At 36.7% G+C, this 18,488-nt stretch carries 17 protein-coding genes; 8 read left to right on the forward strand and 9 right to left on the reverse strand.

What is annotated here, in order from left to right; genetic code table 11:
• Positions 1-169: 169 nt before the first annotated feature.
• From AC0KVP_RS12980 to AC0KVP_RS13015, 8 genes are all read left to right on the forward strand, one after another.
• On the forward strand, positions 170-460 hold the full coding sequence (locus AC0KVP_RS12980) for a phenol hydroxylase subunit (RefSeq protein ID WP_336955551.1): 291 nt from the start codon (positions 170-172) through the stop codon (positions 458-460).
• Between the two features lie 18 nt (positions 461-478).
• A complete protein-coding gene (locus AC0KVP_RS12985; RefSeq protein ID WP_473337173.1) occupies positions 479-1,483 on the forward strand; it encodes an aromatic/alkene monooxygenase hydroxylase subunit beta in 1,005 nt (334 codons plus the stop codon).
• A 12-nt stretch (positions 1,484-1,495) separates the two neighbouring features.
• Positions 1,496-1,765, forward strand: coding sequence for an MmoB/DmpM family protein (locus AC0KVP_RS12990; protein ID WP_473337175.1), 270 nt, complete (start codon positions 1,496-1,498; stop codon positions 1,763-1,765).
• A 64-nt stretch (positions 1,766-1,829) separates the two neighbouring features.
• Positions 1,830-3,368: an aromatic/alkene/methane monooxygenase hydroxylase/oxygenase subunit alpha gene (locus AC0KVP_RS12995; protein ID WP_473337177.1), complete on the forward strand. Its 1,539-nt coding sequence runs from the start codon at positions 1,830-1,832 to the stop codon at positions 3,366-3,368.
• Between the two features lie 75 nt (positions 3,369-3,443).
• Positions 3,444-3,809 carry a phenol hydroxylase subunit P4 gene (locus tag AC0KVP_RS13000; protein ID WP_336955556.1) on the forward strand — a complete coding sequence of 122 codons (366 nt, stop codon included), beginning with the start codon at positions 3,444-3,446 and terminating at the stop codon, positions 3,807-3,809.
• A gap of 12 nt (positions 3,810-3,821) precedes the next feature.
• Positions 3,822-4,883, forward strand: coding sequence for a 2Fe-2S iron-sulfur cluster-binding protein (locus tag AC0KVP_RS13005; protein ID WP_473337181.1), 1,062 nt, complete (start codon positions 3,822-3,824; stop codon positions 4,881-4,883).
• A gap of 143 nt (positions 4,884-5,026) precedes the next feature.
• On the forward strand, positions 5,027-5,947 hold the full coding sequence (catA, locus tag AC0KVP_RS13010; protein ID WP_473337183.1) for a catechol 1,2-dioxygenase: 921 nt from the start codon (positions 5,027-5,029) through the stop codon (positions 5,945-5,947).
• 89 nt (positions 5,948-6,036) lie between these two features.
• Positions 6,037-6,918 (forward strand): SphA family protein, encoded by an 882-nt coding sequence (locus AC0KVP_RS13015; protein ID WP_473337185.1) that lies wholly within the window; start codon positions 6,037-6,039, stop codon positions 6,916-6,918.
• A 122-nt stretch (positions 6,919-7,040) separates the two neighbouring features.
• Here AC0KVP_RS13015 and AC0KVP_RS13020 read toward each other — a convergent pair whose 3' ends face one another.
• The 9 genes from AC0KVP_RS13020 to AC0KVP_RS13060 all read right to left on the reverse strand — a co-directional run bounded on the left by AC0KVP_RS13020 (position 7,041) and on the right by AC0KVP_RS13060 (position 18,485).
• Positions 7,041-7,301, reverse strand: a complete 261-nt coding sequence (locus AC0KVP_RS13020) for a YkgJ family cysteine cluster protein (RefSeq protein ID WP_473337188.1) — start codon at positions 7,299-7,301, stop codon at positions 7,041-7,043.
• Positions 7,298-8,983: a DNA repair protein gene (locus tag AC0KVP_RS13025; RefSeq protein ID WP_473337191.1), complete on the reverse strand. Its 1,686-nt coding sequence runs from the start codon at positions 8,981-8,983 to the stop codon at positions 7,298-7,300. The genes AC0KVP_RS13020 and AC0KVP_RS13025 overlap by 4 nt, the downstream gene beginning before the upstream one ends.
• A 74-nt stretch (positions 8,984-9,057) precedes the next feature.
• On the reverse strand, positions 9,058-10,131 hold the full coding sequence (locus AC0KVP_RS13030) for a chemotaxis protein (protein WP_473337192.1): 1,074 nt from the start codon (positions 10,129-10,131) through the stop codon (positions 9,058-9,060).
• Between the two features lie 70 nt (positions 10,132-10,201).
• Positions 10,202-11,104 carry a helix-turn-helix transcriptional regulator gene (locus tag AC0KVP_RS13035; RefSeq protein WP_473337194.1) on the reverse strand — a complete coding sequence of 301 codons (903 nt, stop codon included), beginning with the start codon at positions 11,102-11,104 and terminating at the stop codon, positions 10,202-10,204.
• A gap of 114 nt (positions 11,105-11,218) precedes the next feature.
• Positions 11,219-11,395, reverse strand: coding sequence for a hypothetical protein (locus tag AC0KVP_RS13040; protein ID WP_473337197.1), 177 nt, complete (start codon positions 11,393-11,395; stop codon positions 11,219-11,221).
• 330 nt (positions 11,396-11,725) lie between these two features.
• Positions 11,726-12,430, reverse strand: coding sequence for a M48 family metallopeptidase (locus AC0KVP_RS13045; protein WP_473337199.1), 705 nt, complete (start codon positions 12,428-12,430; stop codon positions 11,726-11,728).
• The gene (locus AC0KVP_RS13050) at positions 12,427-15,519 is read right to left on the reverse strand and encodes a type I restriction endonuclease subunit R (protein WP_473337202.1); all 3,093 of its coding nucleotides are present in this window, start codon (positions 15,517-15,519) and stop codon (positions 12,427-12,429) included. Before AC0KVP_RS13050 ends, AC0KVP_RS13045 begins: the two co-directional genes overlap by 4 nt.
• The gene (locus AC0KVP_RS13055) at positions 15,516-17,381 is read right to left on the reverse strand and encodes a DUF262 domain-containing protein (protein ID WP_473337203.1); all 1,866 of its coding nucleotides are present in this window, start codon (positions 17,379-17,381) and stop codon (positions 15,516-15,518) included. Before AC0KVP_RS13055 ends, AC0KVP_RS13050 begins: the two co-directional genes overlap by 4 nt.
• 30 nt (positions 17,382-17,411) lie before the next feature.
• The gene (locus tag AC0KVP_RS13060) at positions 17,412-18,485 is read right to left on the reverse strand and encodes a restriction endonuclease subunit S (protein WP_473337205.1); all 1,074 of its coding nucleotides are present in this window, start codon (positions 18,483-18,485) and stop codon (positions 17,412-17,414) included.
• Positions 18,486-18,488 lie beyond the last annotated feature (3 nt).

An 18,488-nucleotide genomic window follows, 5' to 3' on the forward strand; every position in this document is an offset into this window, starting at 1 on the left:
TCCATGAATCTTTATCATTCAAATGATATAAACAAAGCAGATAAAAATTATAAATAATTGATTAATAATAATTAATAAAAGTTGGCATGAGTTTTGATATATCTCTATCAATAAATGCAAGGTTGCATCACTGAAATGATTTCAGTGTAGAGATAAAAGGATGATTCCAATGACTCAAGCACTACAACATGACCAACTCACCAAATACATCCGTGTAACAGGCGACCGTCATGCCAAGTTTGTTGAATTTGACTTCGCAATCCACGACCCAACACTTTTTGTCGAACTTATTCTCCCTCAGCAAGCCTTTCAACATTTCTGTGAAATTAATCATGTTGTAGAAATGACTGAAGCGCAGCGAGCATGGAATGATGCACAAGAAGATAAATGGCGTTATGGCGTTGAACCAACAGTCCTGAGCCAAGTTCGTGAACATTTAGATCAAGAAGATCCATCTTAAGCCCATAAGGAAATCGTGATGACTTTAGAAATTAAAACCTCCAACTTAGAACCTATTCGTCAAACTTATGCCTATATCGAACGTCGTTTTGGTAAAAAGCCTGCGACTCGTTATCAAGAAGTCAGTTTTGATGTACAAGGTACAACCAATTTTCATTATCGCCCATTGTGGAAACAAGACAAAACTTTAAATGATCACACCCATACAGCGTTACAAATGCAAGACTGGTATGTATTTAAAGATCCACGTCAATTTTATTATGGTGCTTATGTGCAGCATCGTGCACGTTTACAAGAGACCGCTGAAAGCAATTACTCATTCTTTGAAAAACGCCATTTAATTGAAAATCTAAGTGATGAAGTAAAACAGAAAATCATCACTTGCTTATTACCGTTTCGTTATATCGAGCAAACCGCCAATCTACACATGATGTCAGGCAGTGCCTATGGTTATGGCACAGTCATTACTCAAGCTTGTATTTTTGCGGCAATGGATCGTTTAGGCATGGCGCAATATCTCTCTCGTATTGGCTTACTCATTGATGGCAATACCGGTGAATCATTACAACAAGCCAAAGATAGCTGGATGAATGATGCCTCTTGGCAACCACTGCGCAAACTGTGTGAACAAAGCTTAACGGAACAAGATTGGTTCAAGCTATATATCCTGCAAAACCTAATCATCGACAGCTTAATGCAAGCTCTGGTTTACGGTGAACTGGATCAATGGTTAGTTGAGCACGGCGCACGTGATGTGGCGATGTTGACTGAATTTATGAAGGACTGTTTAACCGATTTACGCAAATGGTCAGACCCTGTTTTAAAAACAGCCATTGCTGAATCTGAAGAAAATAAAACCTTAATTCAAGGTTGGATAGACACACTGTTACCTCAAGTGACTGAAGCCTTTAGTGCATGGTCAAATACCGCTCTTGGACATCCATCTATAGCCAATGGATTAACCGTCATTGCAGAACGCAGTAAAAAAGCGGGCTTAACCCTTGAATTAAATTCAGTTGCATAAGGATACGCAGACATGAACTCTAAAGTTTATTTGGCATTACAAGATAACGATACCTCACGCTACATCATTGAAGCGATTGAGCAAGATAACCCAGAAGCCACGATTCAATATCTTCCTGCCATGATTCGTGTGGAAAACCTCGGAAAATTAGTGGTTCGTGCTGAAACTGTCTCTGAAAAACTAGGACAAGATTGGGATATTCAAGAACTGCAACTCAACATGATCACCTTAGGTGGCAACGTTGATGAAGATGATGACACTTTCACTTTGCAGTGGAATTAATCCCACACGGAAGAAATAAATACAAGAAGCCGACTGCTTCAACAGATTGAAAAGGATGATCAAGATGAATAGCCAAGCACAAAATGCGACAAACACAGCAACCAAAAAACTCAATGCGAAAGACCGTTACCGTATGCTGACTCGTGATCTGGATTGGGATTTTTCCTATGCAGATCGTAAAGAGGCTTTTCCTTACGAAGAATTTGAAGGCATTAAAATTACAGACTGGTCAAAATGGGAAGACCCATTCCGTTTAACCATGGATTCATATTGGAAGTATCAGTCAGAAAAAGAGAAAAAATTATATGCCATTTTTGACGCCTTTTCTCAAAATAACGGTCAGATGAATGTCAGTAATGAACGCTATTTAAATGCCATTAAACTATTTTTAACTGCCGTAACGCCACTGGAATATCAGGCATATCAAGGTTATGCACATGTTGGTCGTCAGTTTGGCGGAATCGGTGCACGTATTGCTTCGCAAATGCAATCGATTGATGAACTGCGTCATGTCCAAACACAAATTCATGCCATGAGCCATTACAACAAATTCTTTGATGGCTTCCAAGATTGGGCACACATGCATGACCGTGTTTGGTATCTCTCTGTACCAAAATCATTCTTTGAAGATGCACGTTCAGCAGGCCCCTTCGAATTCTTATTGGCCATTAGTTTCTCTTTTGAATACGTTCTGACTAACTTATTGTTCGTGCCGTTTATGTCAGGTGCAGCTTATAACGGTGATATGGCTACAGTGACCTTTGGCTTTAGTGCCCAGTCTGATGAAGCACGTCACATGACCTTAGGTTTGGAAATCGTAAAATTCCTACTGGAACAACATGAAGATAACGTCCCGATTGTTCAGGAATGGATTGATAAATGGTTCTGGCGCGGTACTCGCTTACTGTCGATTGTCGGCATGATGATGGATTACATGTTGCCAAACAAAGTGATGTCTTGGAAAGAAGCATGGGAAACCTATTTCGAAGAAGCGGGTGGCGCATTGTTTAAAGACCTCAGCCGTTACGGTATTCGTATGCCGAAATATTCCGACGTGATTGTGAAAGAAAAAGAGCATATTTCACATCAAGCATGGTGGATTTTCTATAACTTTGGCCATGCTGCTGGTTTCCATACGTGGATTCCAACCGATGAAGAAATGGATTGGTTATCTGAGAAATATCCAGACACTTTCGACAAATATTACCGTCCTAAATGGGAATTAGCGCGTAAGTTAGAAGCCGAAGGTAAACGCTTCTATAGCAATGGTTTACCGCAACTATGCCAAATTTGTCAGATTCCAATGACCTTTACTGAAATGGATGGCGACCCAACCATGTTCAGCTACCGCGACAGTATTTATAAAGGCGAGCGTTACCACACTTGTTCAGACGGCTGTCATGACATTTTTGAACGTGAACCTGAAAAGTATATTCAAGCTTGGCTGCCAGTGAATCAAATTTTACAAGGCAACTGTGGCGGTCCCGATTTAGAAAGTATTTTACGTGACTATTACAACTTTAATGTTGGTGCAGACAACCTAGACATTGAAGGCTCTCCAGACCAAGAACGTTGGAAAAAATGGAAAGGTCACGTCGCTTAAAAATAAAGGATTAGAAGTCATCTTGTAGATCACAATTTCGAGATGGCTTCACTCAAGGAATTTAGGAGTTTTCTCATGCCAGTACAAGCTATTCAAAAAAACTATGAATTTGATGCACGTGATGCACAAAAAAATTATGGCGACAACATGCTGCTCTATGTCGGATGGGATCATCACACATTATTTTGTGCAGCTCATGCTTTCGTGGTCTCGCCACAACAAAGCTTACAAGAGCTGATTGATCAGCAAATTCAAGCGGGTTTTAATCAGCATCCTGACTTTGAACATATCGACTGGTCAAAAGTGCAATTCACCTTGAATCGTCAATTATTAACAGATATCGATTTTTCTAAGACTTTAGCTGATTTAAATTTTGATCATAAATCTCTACTGCGCTTTGTGACACCTGGTCTAGATGGCTACAACGGCACGCATGTATAATGGAGAACTATCATGAGTTATCAAGTCACGATTGAACCTGTAGGCATGACTATTGAAGTTGAAGAGGATCAAACCATTTTAGACGCCGCTTTACGTCAAGGGGTTTGGCTGCCCTTCGCCTGCGGGCATGGCACATGTGGCACCTGTAAAGTTCAGGTGACTGACGGTTTTTACGATGTTGGTGAAGCTTCCCCTTTTGCACTGATGGACATTGAACGCGAAGAAAATAAAGTCCTTGCCTGCTGCTGTAAACCTGAATCTGACATGGTGATTGAAGCCGATGTTGATGAGGACGAAGATTTTCTGGGTTACTTGGTACAAGACTACCAAGCCAAAGTTTTAGAGATCAAACAACTGTCACCGACTATTAAAGGTATTCGTTTACAGATTGACCGTCCAATGGAGTTTCAAGCTGGGCAATACATCAATCTTCAATTGCCGAATATTGAAGGGACGCGTGCATTTTCAATTGCCAATGCACCGAGTGAATTAGGTGTAATTGAGTTGCATATTCGCCAAGTACAGGGCGGTGCAGCCACCACCTATGTACACGAAACCTTACAAGTGGGTGATGAACTTCAAGTTTCAGGACCTTATGGGCAATTTTTTGTGCGTAAATCCGACGAAAAAGATGCCATCTTTGTTGCGGGCGGTTCTGGTTTATCCAGTCCACAATCTATGATTTTAGATCTTTTGGAACAAGGAGATACACGTACCATCTATCTTTTCCAAGGCGCGCGTGATGTTTCTGAACTCTACAACCATGAAATGTTTGAAACATTAGTCAAAGACTATCCAAATTTCCGCTACATTCCTGCACTAAATGCGCCCAAAGCAGAAGATCACTGGACAGGATTTACAGGTTTTGTGCATGAAGCAGTGGCAGATTATTTTGAAAATAAATGCAGTGGCCATAAAGCCTATTTATGTGGTCCGCCCCCCATGATTGATGCGGCTATTTCAACACTGATGCAAAGTCGTCTCTTTGAAAAAGATATTCATACCGAACGCTTCTTAAGTGCCGCTGATGGTGCAACAACAGCCTCTCGCTCAGCGCTATTTAGACACATATAGCAACAGCACAACGCTGATTGAAATGTTTTAAGACTTTCTAGACATAGAACCAATTTTACTTGGTTCTCCCCTTTTCGGATGCTCTGTTTCATGTCCGTTTCAGAGTATTCGGAACAATTACACGATAAAAAAGGAAGATAAAAATGAACCGTCAAGAAATCGACACATTAGTAAAACAAATGAATGTAGATACTGCGATACATGAAGTAAACCCGCGTGTGCAGCAAATTGTTGTCCGTTTATTGGGTGATCTTTTTCAAGCCATTGAAGATTTGGATATTTCTCAAACTGAACTATGGAAAGGCTTGGAATATTTCACCGATGCAGGTCAAGCCAACGAACTTGGATTACTCGCTGCGGGTTTAGGCTTAGAACATTATCTAGATTTACGCGCGGATGAAGCCGATGCTAAAGCAGGAATTACAGGGGGAACACCACGGACCATCGAAGGTCCACTTTATGTGGCTGGCGCACCTGAATCCGTTGGTTTTGCACGTATGGATGATGGTTCTGAGTCAGACCATGTCGATACCTTAGTGATAGAGGGTCTAGTCACTGATACGAATGGAAATATTATTCCAAATGCGAAAGTTGAAGTTTGGCATGCCAATGGTTTAGGCAATTATTCATTCTTTGATAAATCACAATCCGAGTTCAACTTGCGTCGTACCATTTTTACCAATGTAGATGGTAAATACACAGCTTTAACCACCATGCCCGTAGGCTATGGCTGTCCGCCTGAAGGCACCACACAAGCCTTACTGAATAAGCTTGGTCGTCATGGTAATCGCCCTTCTCACGTTCATTATTTTGTCTCAGCACCAGGTTATCGCAAACTCACCACCCAATTTAACATTGAGGGTGATCAATACCTTTGGGATGACTTTGCATTTGCAACACGTGATGGATTAGTTGCAACTGCAACCGATGTTGACGATTCAACAGAAATGTCAAAATTCAATCTAGATAAGCCCTTTAAACACATCACATTTAATTTCGAATTAGTCAAAGAAGTTGATCAAGCACCATCGACAGAGGTCGATCGTCGCCGTGTTAGTGCTTAGTGCAAAATACGCACCAATGAGTATTTTTATTGGTGCGCTATTTATTACATCAATCGTTGTAATAACAACATCATTGAAAAGGATTTTCTATGAACAAACTGACCTTCAAGCTATCCCTGAGCCTAATCATGGGCTTGAGCAGTACATTCACTTTTGCAACAGAGAATGGTGCTGATTCATTTGCCTTAGGTGCTGAAGGTATGATGGCTGGTGCATTACCTCCACCTGGAGTGTATTTGCTTAACTATTATCAAAATTATCATGCAGGACAGTTTGACAATGGACCTCCAGATTTTCATCTAGATGTCAACGCATTTATTCCCCGTTTAGTCTGGGTAACAGAACAAAATTATTTGGGTGGGCAACTCGGTTTTTTTGCAGTACAACCTATGGTCGACTTAAGATTAAATGCAGCAGGCATGTCTGATCATAACAGTGCTTTAGGCGATTTAATTCTAGGCTCAATGTTAGGTTGGCATCATGGTAATCATCATTGGATTGGTGCTGTTGAAGCATCCCTAGCAACTGGAAAATATGATACACCAACAGCAACCCACCCCGTGGTTGCCAATATTGGTAAAAATTACAATACAATTCGCCCCATCATTGCCTATACTTATGCCCCTTCAAATGGCTTAGATATTTCGACCAAACTTTCTTATAATTTTAATGATGAAAATGATGATACACATTATAAATCTGGGGAGTATTTTGCCAGTGATTACAGTGTAGGGTACAAACTTACCGATAACTTCAAAATTGCAGTTGAAGGTTATGCATTTAAACAAACCAAATCTGATAAACAACAGGGTGAAAATATTGGAATGCGTGGACAAGTATTCGCTGTTGGTCCAGCCGTTCAATACCAAGATAAAAACTGGTCGATTGAAGCGAAGTACTTAAAAGAAACCAATGTTGAAAATCGCCCTGAAGGACATACTGGCCTTTTAAAATTTATATGGGCTTTTTAGGGTCTGTTGACATTTGCTGTGCAAAAAACTAGCGAGAAAGTAAAATTTAATTACCAAACCAAATCTACATCTCGCTATGCCCCGTACAATGGTTTTGGGCTTTTAAAAGTATATTCGATCAATCAATCTAGCTGGTCCAACTGCTTACAAGCGATCAAATTAAGATGTACAAACTGTTCCCAAGAAATTTTTTGTTTAAAGTGTTGTTCATAATAGGTATCTACTCGACATACTTCTGGACGATTTTCATAAATTTTACATAAATGTGAATTCAGATCATGGTGATAGCAAATACCATCACCACGATCTAAAAACTTTGTTAATTCTGATAAATTAACGTGCCGACAACAGGCGCCACACTGAGTACATGGAAAAGCTATCAATTTCTAACCAATCCTAATAACCAATTTTGCGTACTTTCAGCATTTCCCATTTCAAATGGAAGTTTGATTTCCTGTTTCTCTATTTCTTGCTTCAAAAGTATATTACGTTCCAACTCAGAGTTAGAGTTTGTAAGTTGTTCTGTAAATTTTGAGATTTCATCAATATTTAATCCAAACTCTAATTGAGTCAATTCGAGAATATAGCGATCTAACTCTTTATTAATTTCTTTGAAATTATCTAAGACTTTTTCATATTTAGTTTTAATTCGATCTAAATAAGCCCAAAAATTCTGCATTATTTCACTTTGTTCAATGAAATAATTTAAAGTCAAAATTACAATACCACTTGTCAAAGCACTCACAAAGTCGACAACTAAACTTCCTAAAGGCAGTGAGTTCACAGCAGCTAAACTTTCATGTATCAGCATACCTATGATTAAACCAATACTTGCTGAAAGGATTTTGAAAGTTGCTTTAGTTAATTCACCAGTAGATAAGTTCTCTGGATTAAAAAATGCCATCTTCATGATTTTTATCAAGTTTAACCAACTCTCTCTTATGATTTTCCCCCAAAGCTTTGTTGTTGTAAGAAAAATATTCAATACCGTTGTTGAAAGATTTGCAAAAATACCTGTAATTGTTGCATCCCGAAAACTAGAAACTACATCCTTAAACCGGTGCTTTACACGTTCAATAATATTTAAAACCGTGTCTTTTAAATCACCTAAAAAGTTTTTAACTCTAAATTCAACTGTTTTATACTTCGCGTATATAGAAGGAATTACCTCTTTTATTTCAAACCAAATTTCAGCAAGAATAAGTCCTAAGGCTTCCCTTAATCCCATTTTTAATCCTGCTACTCCAGCAGCACTTAAACTAGATTTAAAGAATTTCGTACTAGAATAATAGAAATTAATCTCTTTCTCATAAGCATCTCTTGCAGCGTCTACGACTTCTGAGGATGTACTTTTATCAATACTTTCTAAAGTTTCAATATTTTTTTTATGATCATTAATTTCATTTTCTAACCTTCTTTTCGCATCTCTTTCCGCAGGAGAATTCATTGGTAAGTTATTTAATTTCTGTAATTTATTATTTAATTCAATCTTTTGCTGATTTATCTTTTGAGGAACTATTTCATTAAAGAATTTTTCAGGAGAATGGTCACGTTTAATATTATTAATATATCTATGCGTAGAAGTTAAATTAATGTCTTCATTCGCTAATTTTACACCATCTTTTTCTGCAAGTATTCTACCAGCATCATGATGAATTTCTGACGCTGAAATAACATGGTCTAATTGACGATCTTCATTCAGCTTCATGGTTTTATTTCTATATTTATCAGCTAGCTGTCCATTGTCTTTTAGTTTAGCATCCTTCTTTCCTCTTTCCCTGTATGTCCCATTGCGATAAACGTCTTTTCTTTTCAGTTTACCATTATTGTCATAAAGAGGATTTCCATCATTGCCCAATTCTATTGGCTTATAATCACCTTTATTCTCATACTTTTTCTTTTCTTCTTCTGTTGCCCATATACCTTGCCTCACATTTTGGATAGTATCAACATCTCCTCCTTTTTTATCCTCGAAAAATAAAAAATCAAGACCAAATGTTGTTACTAAACTTTTTGTCACAACTTGGTTAATTTCATCAGACCAATCAAATGTTTTTACTGACATATATATTCCTATGTAAGTAATCCTTCTGTCATATGACAGAAGGATTACTTATTTATACTCTATAAATTATTAGCTTAACCCTTAAAACCTTCATGGGTTTCTTTCAGTGCTTTTTCTACACCTTCATGATCAATTACTTGCATCCCAGATTCGTCAACTAAAATCTCAGGCTGACCATCTTTATCAGTAAATACATCACCATGTATATTTCTTTTTACTTTGAATAAAGGTGTTGAAATTAGCTTAGCCATTATTGCCGCTAAGCTCATACCATTTTGAATACATATATTGGTTTCTTGCGAAATACTTAGGATCTTTTCCTTATCACCTGTTTTCACAATTTCGTTGATATCTTTTAATTTTTCAAAATATAAACTAAATACTTCATATATTTTAGTTAGTTCTGCTTTAATACGATCCGCATAAAATTGAACTCTAATTAATTGATCTTTTGCTGATTCCATTTTTAAAACAGCTTGATCTACTTCATAACGTATATCTCTAGCATTATCTAATGCTTTAGCACCATGGATAGCATAGGCTATTCCAGCAACAGCAAGAACAGGAGCAACAACGGCCCCACCTAATACCATTGCACCACCAGCCATTCCCCAACCACCAGCGGCAAGAGAACCTCCCCCTATAGCAGCCATAGTTGCATTATATGCAGCTACGCCAGATAAAGAAGCTATCGATGTTCCTGTCGATGCAGCCCCTAGTGCCATAACGCCACCGTATACGGCAAATCCTGCAGCTGCTCCAGAGACCCCACCACCAATTGCTGTCTTTAAGTAATCAGTTACTGTTATGGCTACTTCTTTAATTTGATTTAATTTATGCTGAGGAATTTGAATTTTTGTGTCGCTATATTTTTGAAAATTATTATTTTTTAAAATTTCTTCTACTAAACGATCAAACTTATCAAAATCTGAACCTATTTTGAGCTCTAACTCACCTAAGCTTTCTAATGACTGACTGGTTTTATTATTTACTTCGTTAAGAGCTTCCTTATGCTTTTTATACATATTTTTTGAGCGTTCAACAATATCATCTGCAAGATTTTTATCCTGGTGCCCATCATAAGCTTTTTTAGCACCAATAGCGGTAGCTGCAGCTGCAGCTCCAATCAAAATAAATGGTAATGGCATAACTTTTCACCCTTTGCTTGTTTTATAAAAATGTATTACGTAATAAAATAAGTCTGATACAGCTTTTTTATTATTCCAGTCTAAGATATTTCTTCAGTCCACTTTCTAATTTATGTTGTAGCTCTAACGGTTGAACAACTTTAATATTTGGAAGCCAAAAACGTATTAATGGAAATAATTGCATATCATGATTAATTTTCGAAGAAACTAGCAGCTCACCATTTCCTAATTCTCTTACAATTTTTTGCTCAGGAAGTATTGATCGTTGCTTAAAATAAAAAGCTACCGAACTGTCAACAGATAAAATAATTTCCTGTTTATCCTGTCCAAACCAAATGCTGTCATCATTCTCTACTAGCTTTACAATGTTTTGATCTGGGGTAAATTGAGAATATTCATGTGGAGTGTGCATAAGCTGAATATGTGAAATTCTATAAGTCCGTAATTGTTCTTTTCTTACTGCAGCTAGATACCAACTACCATGATGGTTAATTAGGCGATATGGTTGAACCAATCGAGATTCACCTTTATATAAGAAACCTATTTGTCTATGTTCTAAAATTGCTTGGCTTACTTTTTTGAATATATCAATGAATTGAGTCGAATCTTCAAAAGAATACCCTTTTGAACTATAAACTTGATTTGCACGGCTATCCAAAAGCTCTCTCAAAAATGACATATCTAAATTAGGATAAAGATCACTTATGCCTGAGAGCTGAGCAAAATTACGAATATCTTTATGGCTAATTTTTCCTAAATAATTCTGTTCTAAATAGTATTTCTTGGTTATTTCGTCTTGTTGTAAAGGAAGATACCCCCCCAAACGATCAAAATCTCGGATAATTGTTCGGTTATTAACTCCAAATTTTTCAGCTAACTCTTTAGAGCTCAAATGAGAACCTATATTTAACATGGTCAAAATATTAGCCAAACGATCAGCTAATCGCTCATGAGTAGAACTATTTTGTTTCATCAATCAATCTCAGGCGCTTACTGCTTATACTTTTTGTAAAGATATGTTGTAATTATTACACAATAAATCCACATTTGTATAAATAATTCATATTTAAAACTAAAATCTAATCTTTTAAAGCTGAGAATTTTTAAAGTATAGATTTTCAAGATAAGACTCCATATGAAGTGCTGCCACATAGGCAACTCTCAACTGATTGGTTGTTATTTTATTAGCAATTAATTCCCTAAATATTCTAACCAATGCATTAGCTTTTTTATGATCTGAATATGGACCAGAGTTAATTTTCATATGAACTGCCCTTGACTTAAATTTTTACAATACGTTATTAACAGGAATGAATTAAAAATCCCATAAAGCAAATTTATGTGGGTTAGTGGACAGGTTGTGTCATAGTTTTTATTCTTTATCTTAAGTTATTAAATTTTTTCAATGTAATTTAAATTCTCATCTTTGCTGATGGAGATGGTGGCAGATGAACTACCACTTTACTCATTAATATATTTAAGTTTTATTATTGGTTGAACCCAATTATTACCCCGTATAAAACCTCTCAATCAACTGCCATTTCTTGACCAGAAAATTGGTCAGGATATTATCGCGTTCAAATAGTTTCAAAACTTAAAAATCAGTAATCAGTTGATATTTCAATAAAGCTTTACGTTGTTTCCAATCTGGCACATGCACATCCATTAAAGCTTTAAACTCATCATTATGGGTTCGAACTAATAAGTGTACTAACTCATGTACCACAATATATTCTAAGCACTCGTAAGGTTTTTTTGCTAACTCAAGATTAAACAAGGTTCGAGACGCATCTGTATTACAGCTCCCCCACTTCGTTTTCATTTTGCGGATACCATAAGCATTCAATTTAACATGTAGACGTTTCTGCCACTGAACCAACAAATCATCTAGAGCTATCTTTAACTCAATACGGTAAAATGCTTCAATAACTTTACGACGATTATTCTCTGTAGCATTAGGGTTTACATAAAGATCTAGCCATGTTCCATGCTTTTTAATGACATGCTTTCCATTACGCTCTATCACATTCAAGCGGTAGTGCTTACCCCATAAATAGTGACTTTCACCACTTATCATTTCACGCTTAGATTGCCTTCTCTGCTCTTTAAAATCAGCCTGCTGTTTTTTTATCCACGCTAAACGCCCAATGATTGCCATTCGCACTGATGTTTCAGACATGCTTAAAGGTGCAGAAACACGTACATCCCCCAATGGAGGATGTACGGTGATATTTAAATTTTTCACATCTTTACGATGAATTTCTATATCAATAGAACCTATTTTTAGCGTTTCGCTCAATGGTATTCCTGATGTTGTTTAGCCAACTCTATGTACGCTATTAAAGCATCCCTGTCTCGGGTTCCCAAGGCTTGACTAAGTTCTCTAAGCAAAATCTTTTCTTTTGCATGATCACCAACCCATGCCGCCAACTTATTAGACTGAATTGTTTGATCAATCTTTAACGTGAGTTCTACATCTTTGCCAAAGTTGTCATATAGCGCTTGTTTACCAACAGTATTAATTTCTTTTGGATAATTACTTCTACCTGTAGGCTGAGTCACTTTTTGAGCAACTTTACGAATTTTTTCTAAGTAATCTTTATACTCAATCGCTTTTTGACGTCTCAATTCAATAAGTTCATCAAGCAACACAGACATCTGATCATAATACGCAGGGTTTACTGGATTTTCCTCTACAATTTTTTTCCTGACGTTGTTTTCTATTGCTTCCGCCATCGATTCAGGATTTCTACGAATACTTTCGGGGATACCCTTAAAGTCGTTATCTTCTCGTAAAATCAAATCAATTAAACCTAACTCTTCAAACTTAACGACTTCTTCACTGCTTTCAGCTTCAATATACATATCCAGTAGTTGACGCATCGCTGGCTCGTACACTTTCATGTCTACAGCATCACCACTGTAAGCTTTAATTTCCTTACTCAGATTTTCAAAAAACTTAACATCTTGCTCTATCGAATCTATCTCAGAATCTGTATAACCAGCTTCAACCATCTCACTGGCAAGATTGGCATAACTACGTAAAAGTTTATTAATAGCCTTATAAAAGCTTAAACGCAGAGCTTCTTTTTCTTTAATTTCATCAGAATTTAAACCTGATTCTCCACAGAAATAATGCTGAAAGTCTTGGCTCAATCTTGGTGCAGGAACTGGTTCACAAAGTGCTTTTACCATCTCTAAAGCCGTATCTAAATCTAAACGTGCTGCTTTAATACGATCTTTTAAAAGTCCATCTACATCTTCTTTGTCATAGCCATCTAAAGCTTCTGAGGTATAGTCTTTAATGGTCTTATCAATAGATTTAAAGAGATCTTTATAATCAATAATATAACCGTATTCCTTATCATCAGAATCTAATCGATTGACCCGACAAATCGCTTGGAACAAGTTATGATCAGCCATCGTTTTATCAATGTACAAATAAGTCGCTGAAGGCGCATCGAAACCTGTAAGCAATTTATCGACTACGATCAGTAGACGCATTTGACCAGGTTCATCAATAAATTTCTTTTTGACTTGTATTTCAAATTCTTCAACTAATCCACCGACTTGATCTGCGGGTTTCTCAAAATAGTCTGCCAGCATTTGTCGATAAATATCATATTTCGCAAGTTTTTCAGTTAAACCAGCACCTGATTCTTCACCTTTGATACTTGCAGCAGTCGGCTGATAACTTGTAACAATCGCGACTTTGCCTTTTAAGTCAGTTTCATTAAATAGCTTATAAGCAGTACAAGCTTGGTAGACACTCGAACAAACAAGCATCGCATTGCCTCGTCCATCCATCAGGCGTGGACGTGTGTCCATATCCATTAAAATATCAGCAACAATTTGTTCTTGTCTTGAACGGCTTGAAAGCACCTTTTGCATGGTGCCCCACTTTTGCTTGAGTAAGGTTTTACCCAAATCTGAAAGCTTCCGTGTTTTTGCTTCAAACCATTCATCTACTTTTTTAGGGGATTTTACACGCTGATCGATATCTCTTGCTTCGTAGCGTATATCGAGTACAACGCCATCTTCAACCGCTTCATTAAATTTATAGGTATGAATATAGGAGCCAAAGACCTCAATGGATTTTTTCTTATCCTTTTTCATCAATGGTGTACCTGTAAAGCCAATAAATAAGGCTTCAGGTAATATCTGCTTCATGGCTTCATGAAGCTTTCCAGACTGCGTTCGATGACATTCATCAACAAAAACAAAAAGATCGCCTTTCGCTTTAAAGTTATGAGGCAATGCTCTTTTCATTTCAGCAATAAAATCAGCCGATGACTCTTCATCATCTTCTTCATCTTCCACATGACGACCAAATTTATGTACTAATGAACAAATCAAGGATGGATTGACTGTATTCAGCGTATGAATTAGATCTGCACCACTTTTAGTGCGATAAATCTTTTCCTCAACCCCGCTAAAGACTTTTTCGATTTGTTCATCTAGCTCAGTCCTGTCTGTCACGATAAGCACACGGCTATTTGTCACATTTTCACGAATCCATTTGGCTAACCAAACCATGGTCAGGCTTTTACCCGAACCTTGGGTATGCCAAATAATACCGCCTTCTCGTTGAGCAATTCGTTCTTTTGCTGCTTCAATACCAAAGAACTGATTATGACGACAGGTCTTTTTAACACCTGCATCAAAAACAATAAGATCATGAATCAGCTGTAAAAATCTTTTTTTATTGCACATAAGGCTTAGATGAAAATCCAACTTGTTTGTGTAAGGATTTTCTAGCTCTTCTTTCCATTCCAAATAGTGTTTTTCTGGAGTTTCAATCGTTCCATAACGTAGACCTTGTGAATCATTACCAGCCATAACCAATTGCATAGTGGTAAAGAAATCACGAATAAAGTCTTTTTTTTGGTTATCGAGATTTTGTCGAATCCCTTCAGTTAAGCCAACTGTAGAGCGTTTAAGTTCAATTACACCTAAAGCAATACCGTTGACATAAAGTACAACATCAGGACGTTTCTTATTTTCACCCTGTACAGATACTTCTTCAGCAATGGCAAAATCATTATCTTCAGGGTTTTCCCAATCAATAAGCCAAATGGTTTGGTTTTGCTCGCCTGCCCCTTCTTTATCTTTTACACCGTAACGCAATAACTGATAGACATCTTTATTGGCATAGTAGAGCTTTCTCCCTTCACCTAAAGCCGATGCTGTATCTAATTGTCGAAAGGCTTTTTGAATAAGAACTTCACTGATACCACGCTTTTTCAGCCACGCCTTTAAATCGTGTTCACGAATATTTTTATTATTTTCTTCATGTAGATCCCCAAGGTAGCGATAATCTAAATCATTTTTGAATAACTGAATGACACGGTTTTGCGTAACTCTTTCAAGTTGACCAACACGACTCATACCGCCTCTCCAACTTCTACACTTTGCACAAAATTTTGTATTACAGGTTTAATATCAAGAACTTTATAAAGTTGCTCTTTCAGTAGCACTTTTCTCTTTTCATGGAATGTTAAAAATTCTGAAAATGCTAACGAAACATCAGTTGGGTATAAGCCTGTTGACCGTATTGCTTCTTGGTCAGCTTTAGATTGTTCAGCAAACCATTCCACTAAAGCCTTATCATTTTTACCTGCGTTCCAGCGAGCATTTAGCAACTGTAAATTTGGCAAACTATCCTTGAGATCAATTATCTTTTGGTGTAGTTCCACAGGAATTCCAGCTTTCGACATTTCTGTTTTATTAAATTTAGATTTTGGATGGATATGATCCTGTGCAAAATTGACATCACGCAATCTAAAATCTGGATTCAGTAATACCAAAATATTGAATGTGATCGCACCGTATTCTCTCGATAAAATATCATCAATATTGTCATCAGTTACGAGTAAAGATTTCCCCCCCGATAACTTTGTTGACTTTAAAACTTCAAAATCAAATTTATGATGTTTTAAAACATAAGCACCCAGCTCATTTTTATTGCGTAGTGATCTTCTCAGCTCTTGTAAAACAGACTCTTGAGAACTACCAAATATTTGTTTCACATTAGCGTGAACCAAGTATTTGATCATTTGCTTTTTACTGATGTCATCTACCTGACCACCGTTGTACACGTGGTACACGATTGGCAACAGAGCATTTTGAGAAGGTAAGTGTTCGCCCGAATATCCAAATTCATCCAAAATACGTACAGTTCGATCAATTGCTTTTTGAATGTTTTCCCAGCTGTTTTTAATTTTTTCTACATTTTCAGCTTTAAAGGAGTTTACTTTATATTTCACATCTAAGTCTGTGAGATACAAGCATGCTCGCATAATGAACTCATTACCAAACTTGAAGCGTTTACCGATATCATTAATGTCTTTATTGAGCTTTTCAATTTTATCTCGACCATCTGACCATGTTGCCACAACAGTTGAAAACAATAAGTCTGTTTTACTTAGTATCGTTCCACCACTGTTCACACGTACGAAAATTTTAAGAATATTTTCTAAATCATTCTCACGTACTTGAAAGTAGCTAATCAGCTTTTCATCATGAAGTCGTGCATGTAATGTTTTCAAACCCAATAACACTTGTATCAGATGTTGTTCCCATGCTTCTAAAAACGTTCTTTGGTCTTGGTATGTACTTTGTATTTGAGCTGCTAATGTCTGATAGTAAACGTCAATATCTTCATCTTTGTCCCAATACAAAGAATCTCCAACTTTAAACCAGTAACATGGTTTGATTTGATCCTCAATTTTACGTTCTAACTTTTTACTTTCTTTCTCTGTCAAAAAGCTGAATGGATAATTTTCCGCTTCATTGAGTTTGATTTCACCTGACTCAATAATATAAGGTAAATTCAGTAAATCAAGATATAGGCGTTTTTCAGGGTAAGCATTTGGATTAGACTTCCAAGCATAGCTGTTTTTGGTTTTGTGAAATCCGTTAAAACCAATATACATTGAGCTTAGTCGTTGTTGTCCATCAAGAACACCAATAATTTGCTCGTGGCTAAAAGCCCCTTCTTTACGACGATTGTAGGGAGTTCGCTCATCATAGTCTTTTAAAAACTCATAGAACACATAGTCTTTTGCTACTTTGGCATCAAGTTCCCAAAATAGAAAAGCCCCGATGGGATAACCACGCATAATGGAATCAAATAGGCGTTCAATTTGTTCTTTTTTCCATACAAACTTACGTTGTAAGGCTGGTAAAAAAACTTTGTTTAGTTCTATTTGTCGAGTCACTTCTCGAATTGATAACGTGCTATACCCCATAACTCCCCCTTTAATATTTTTCAACCGTACTTAAACTAAACGTGTTTTACCTGTTAAAAGCTCTTGCATCATTCCACTTTTAATATGCAATATTTTTTTTCTCTTATCTTTCAATCCAGTAATTTCGTTTTCAATGTCATTTAAAATTTTTACTATTGCTTTCTGTTCCTCTAATGAACATACAGAGATCAGAACATTTTCAATAGTTTTAGCATTCAAACTTGGTACACCCGACGCCTCATTGTAATTATTCCAATCAATACGACAAAACTTATAAAATAAAAATTTTGCACAATATTTAACATTAATTTCAGAATAAAAAAGTGTATCAACTGACCAAAAAGGTTGATCAAAAAATTTAGGTTTGTTAATCGTTCCCTTCCGCCCAATTAGAACAGAGGGTTGATTATATAAGTATTCTTTTGCCCAACCTATTTGTCCTCCTGTAGCAAGTATAGGAAATGCGCCATTATCGCTTTCTACTGACTTCTGAGATTTTCCATGTTTGATTGTTAAGGTATTTCCAATTCTAGTAACTCCCCAATCCTCAGGAATCTGCCCTAACTCACTCTCTTTATAAGCTTTAGACGTGCCATCTTCACGCAAAGCAAATTCAGGCAAACGAGTTTTACCTGTTAAAAGCTGTTGCATGGTTGCGGTTTTAATCGCTTGTTTTTTCTCAATGAGTTTTTCAAGTTCAGAGATTAAGGCATCGGTATCGGATAAAGCTGTGGCGATTTTCTGCTGCTCTAAAGTCTCAGGTACATAAGTTTTTAATTCATTAATATTTTTTAATGATAAAGACTTATAACCTGATCCAAATGATCCATTCTCTATTTGTTGCCATGTAGTTTTGCTATTTAACGCATAGTATAAATACTTTGCATCTATGTTAGATTTTATTACAACTGTATTCTGTCCAATGCAAAATTCCTCTCCAGTTGCAACAAAGCTACTAACTCCATAACTACCTACACGACTCAGCACAATGTCATTTTTCTGGGGTTTGTAGTTTCTTATAAAGTTTAAAAATACATGTCGATCAACTTTTAAAGTGTTCGATAGATCTAAATTTCCCGTCTTTATATCCGCAACTCTTACCATTGG

This window comes from Acinetobacter sp. DL27 (genome assembly GCF_055810995.1).

Bases quoted from the DNA above. Each gene is read 5' to 3' on its own strand.
- AC0KVP_RS13055 (WP_473337203.1), bottom strand. From the start codon at position 17,381: ATGGGGTATAGCACGTTATCAATTCGAGAAGTGACTCGACAAATAGAA.
- AC0KVP_RS13000 (WP_336955556.1), top strand. From the start codon at position 3,444: ATGCCAGTACAAGCTATTCAAAAAAACTATGAATTTGATGCACGTGAT.
- AC0KVP_RS13050 (WP_473337202.1), bottom strand. From the start codon at position 15,519: ATGAGTCGTGTTGGTCAACTTGAAAGAGTTACGCAAAACCGTGTCATT.
- AC0KVP_RS13005 (WP_473337181.1), top strand. From the start codon at position 3,822: ATGAGTTATCAAGTCACGATTGAACCTGTAGGCATGACTATTGAAGTT.
- AC0KVP_RS13035 (WP_473337194.1), bottom strand. From the start codon at position 11,104: ATGAAACAAAATAGTTCTACTCATGAGCGATTAGCTGATCGTTTGGCT.
- AC0KVP_RS13030 (WP_473337192.1), bottom strand. From the start codon at position 10,131: ATGCCATTACCATTTATTTTGATTGGAGCTGCAGCTGCAGCTACCGCT.
- AC0KVP_RS13025 (WP_473337191.1), bottom strand. From the start codon at position 8,983: ATGTCAGTAAAAACATTTGATTGGTCTGATGAAATTAACCAAGTTGTG.
- AC0KVP_RS13040 (WP_473337197.1), bottom strand. From the start codon at position 11,395: ATGAAAATTAACTCTGGTCCATATTCAGATCATAAAAAAGCTAATGCA.
- catA (WP_473337183.1), top strand. From the start codon at position 5,027: ATGAACCGTCAAGAAATCGACACATTAGTAAAACAAATGAATGTAGAT.
- AC0KVP_RS12980 (WP_336955551.1), top strand. From the start codon at position 170: ATGACTCAAGCACTACAACATGACCAACTCACCAAATACATCCGTGTA.
- AC0KVP_RS12995 (WP_473337177.1), top strand. From the start codon at position 1,830: ATGAATAGCCAAGCACAAAATGCGACAAACACAGCAACCAAAAAACTC.
- AC0KVP_RS13015 (WP_473337185.1), top strand. From the start codon at position 6,037: ATGAACAAACTGACCTTCAAGCTATCCCTGAGCCTAATCATGGGCTTG.
- AC0KVP_RS12985 (WP_473337173.1), top strand. From the start codon at position 479: ATGACTTTAGAAATTAAAACCTCCAACTTAGAACCTATTCGTCAAACT.
- AC0KVP_RS13060 (WP_473337205.1), bottom strand. From the start codon at position 18,485: ATGGTAAGAGTTGCGGATATAAAGACGGGAAATTTAGATCTATCGAAC.
- AC0KVP_RS12990 (WP_473337175.1), top strand. From the start codon at position 1,496: ATGAACTCTAAAGTTTATTTGGCATTACAAGATAACGATACCTCACGC.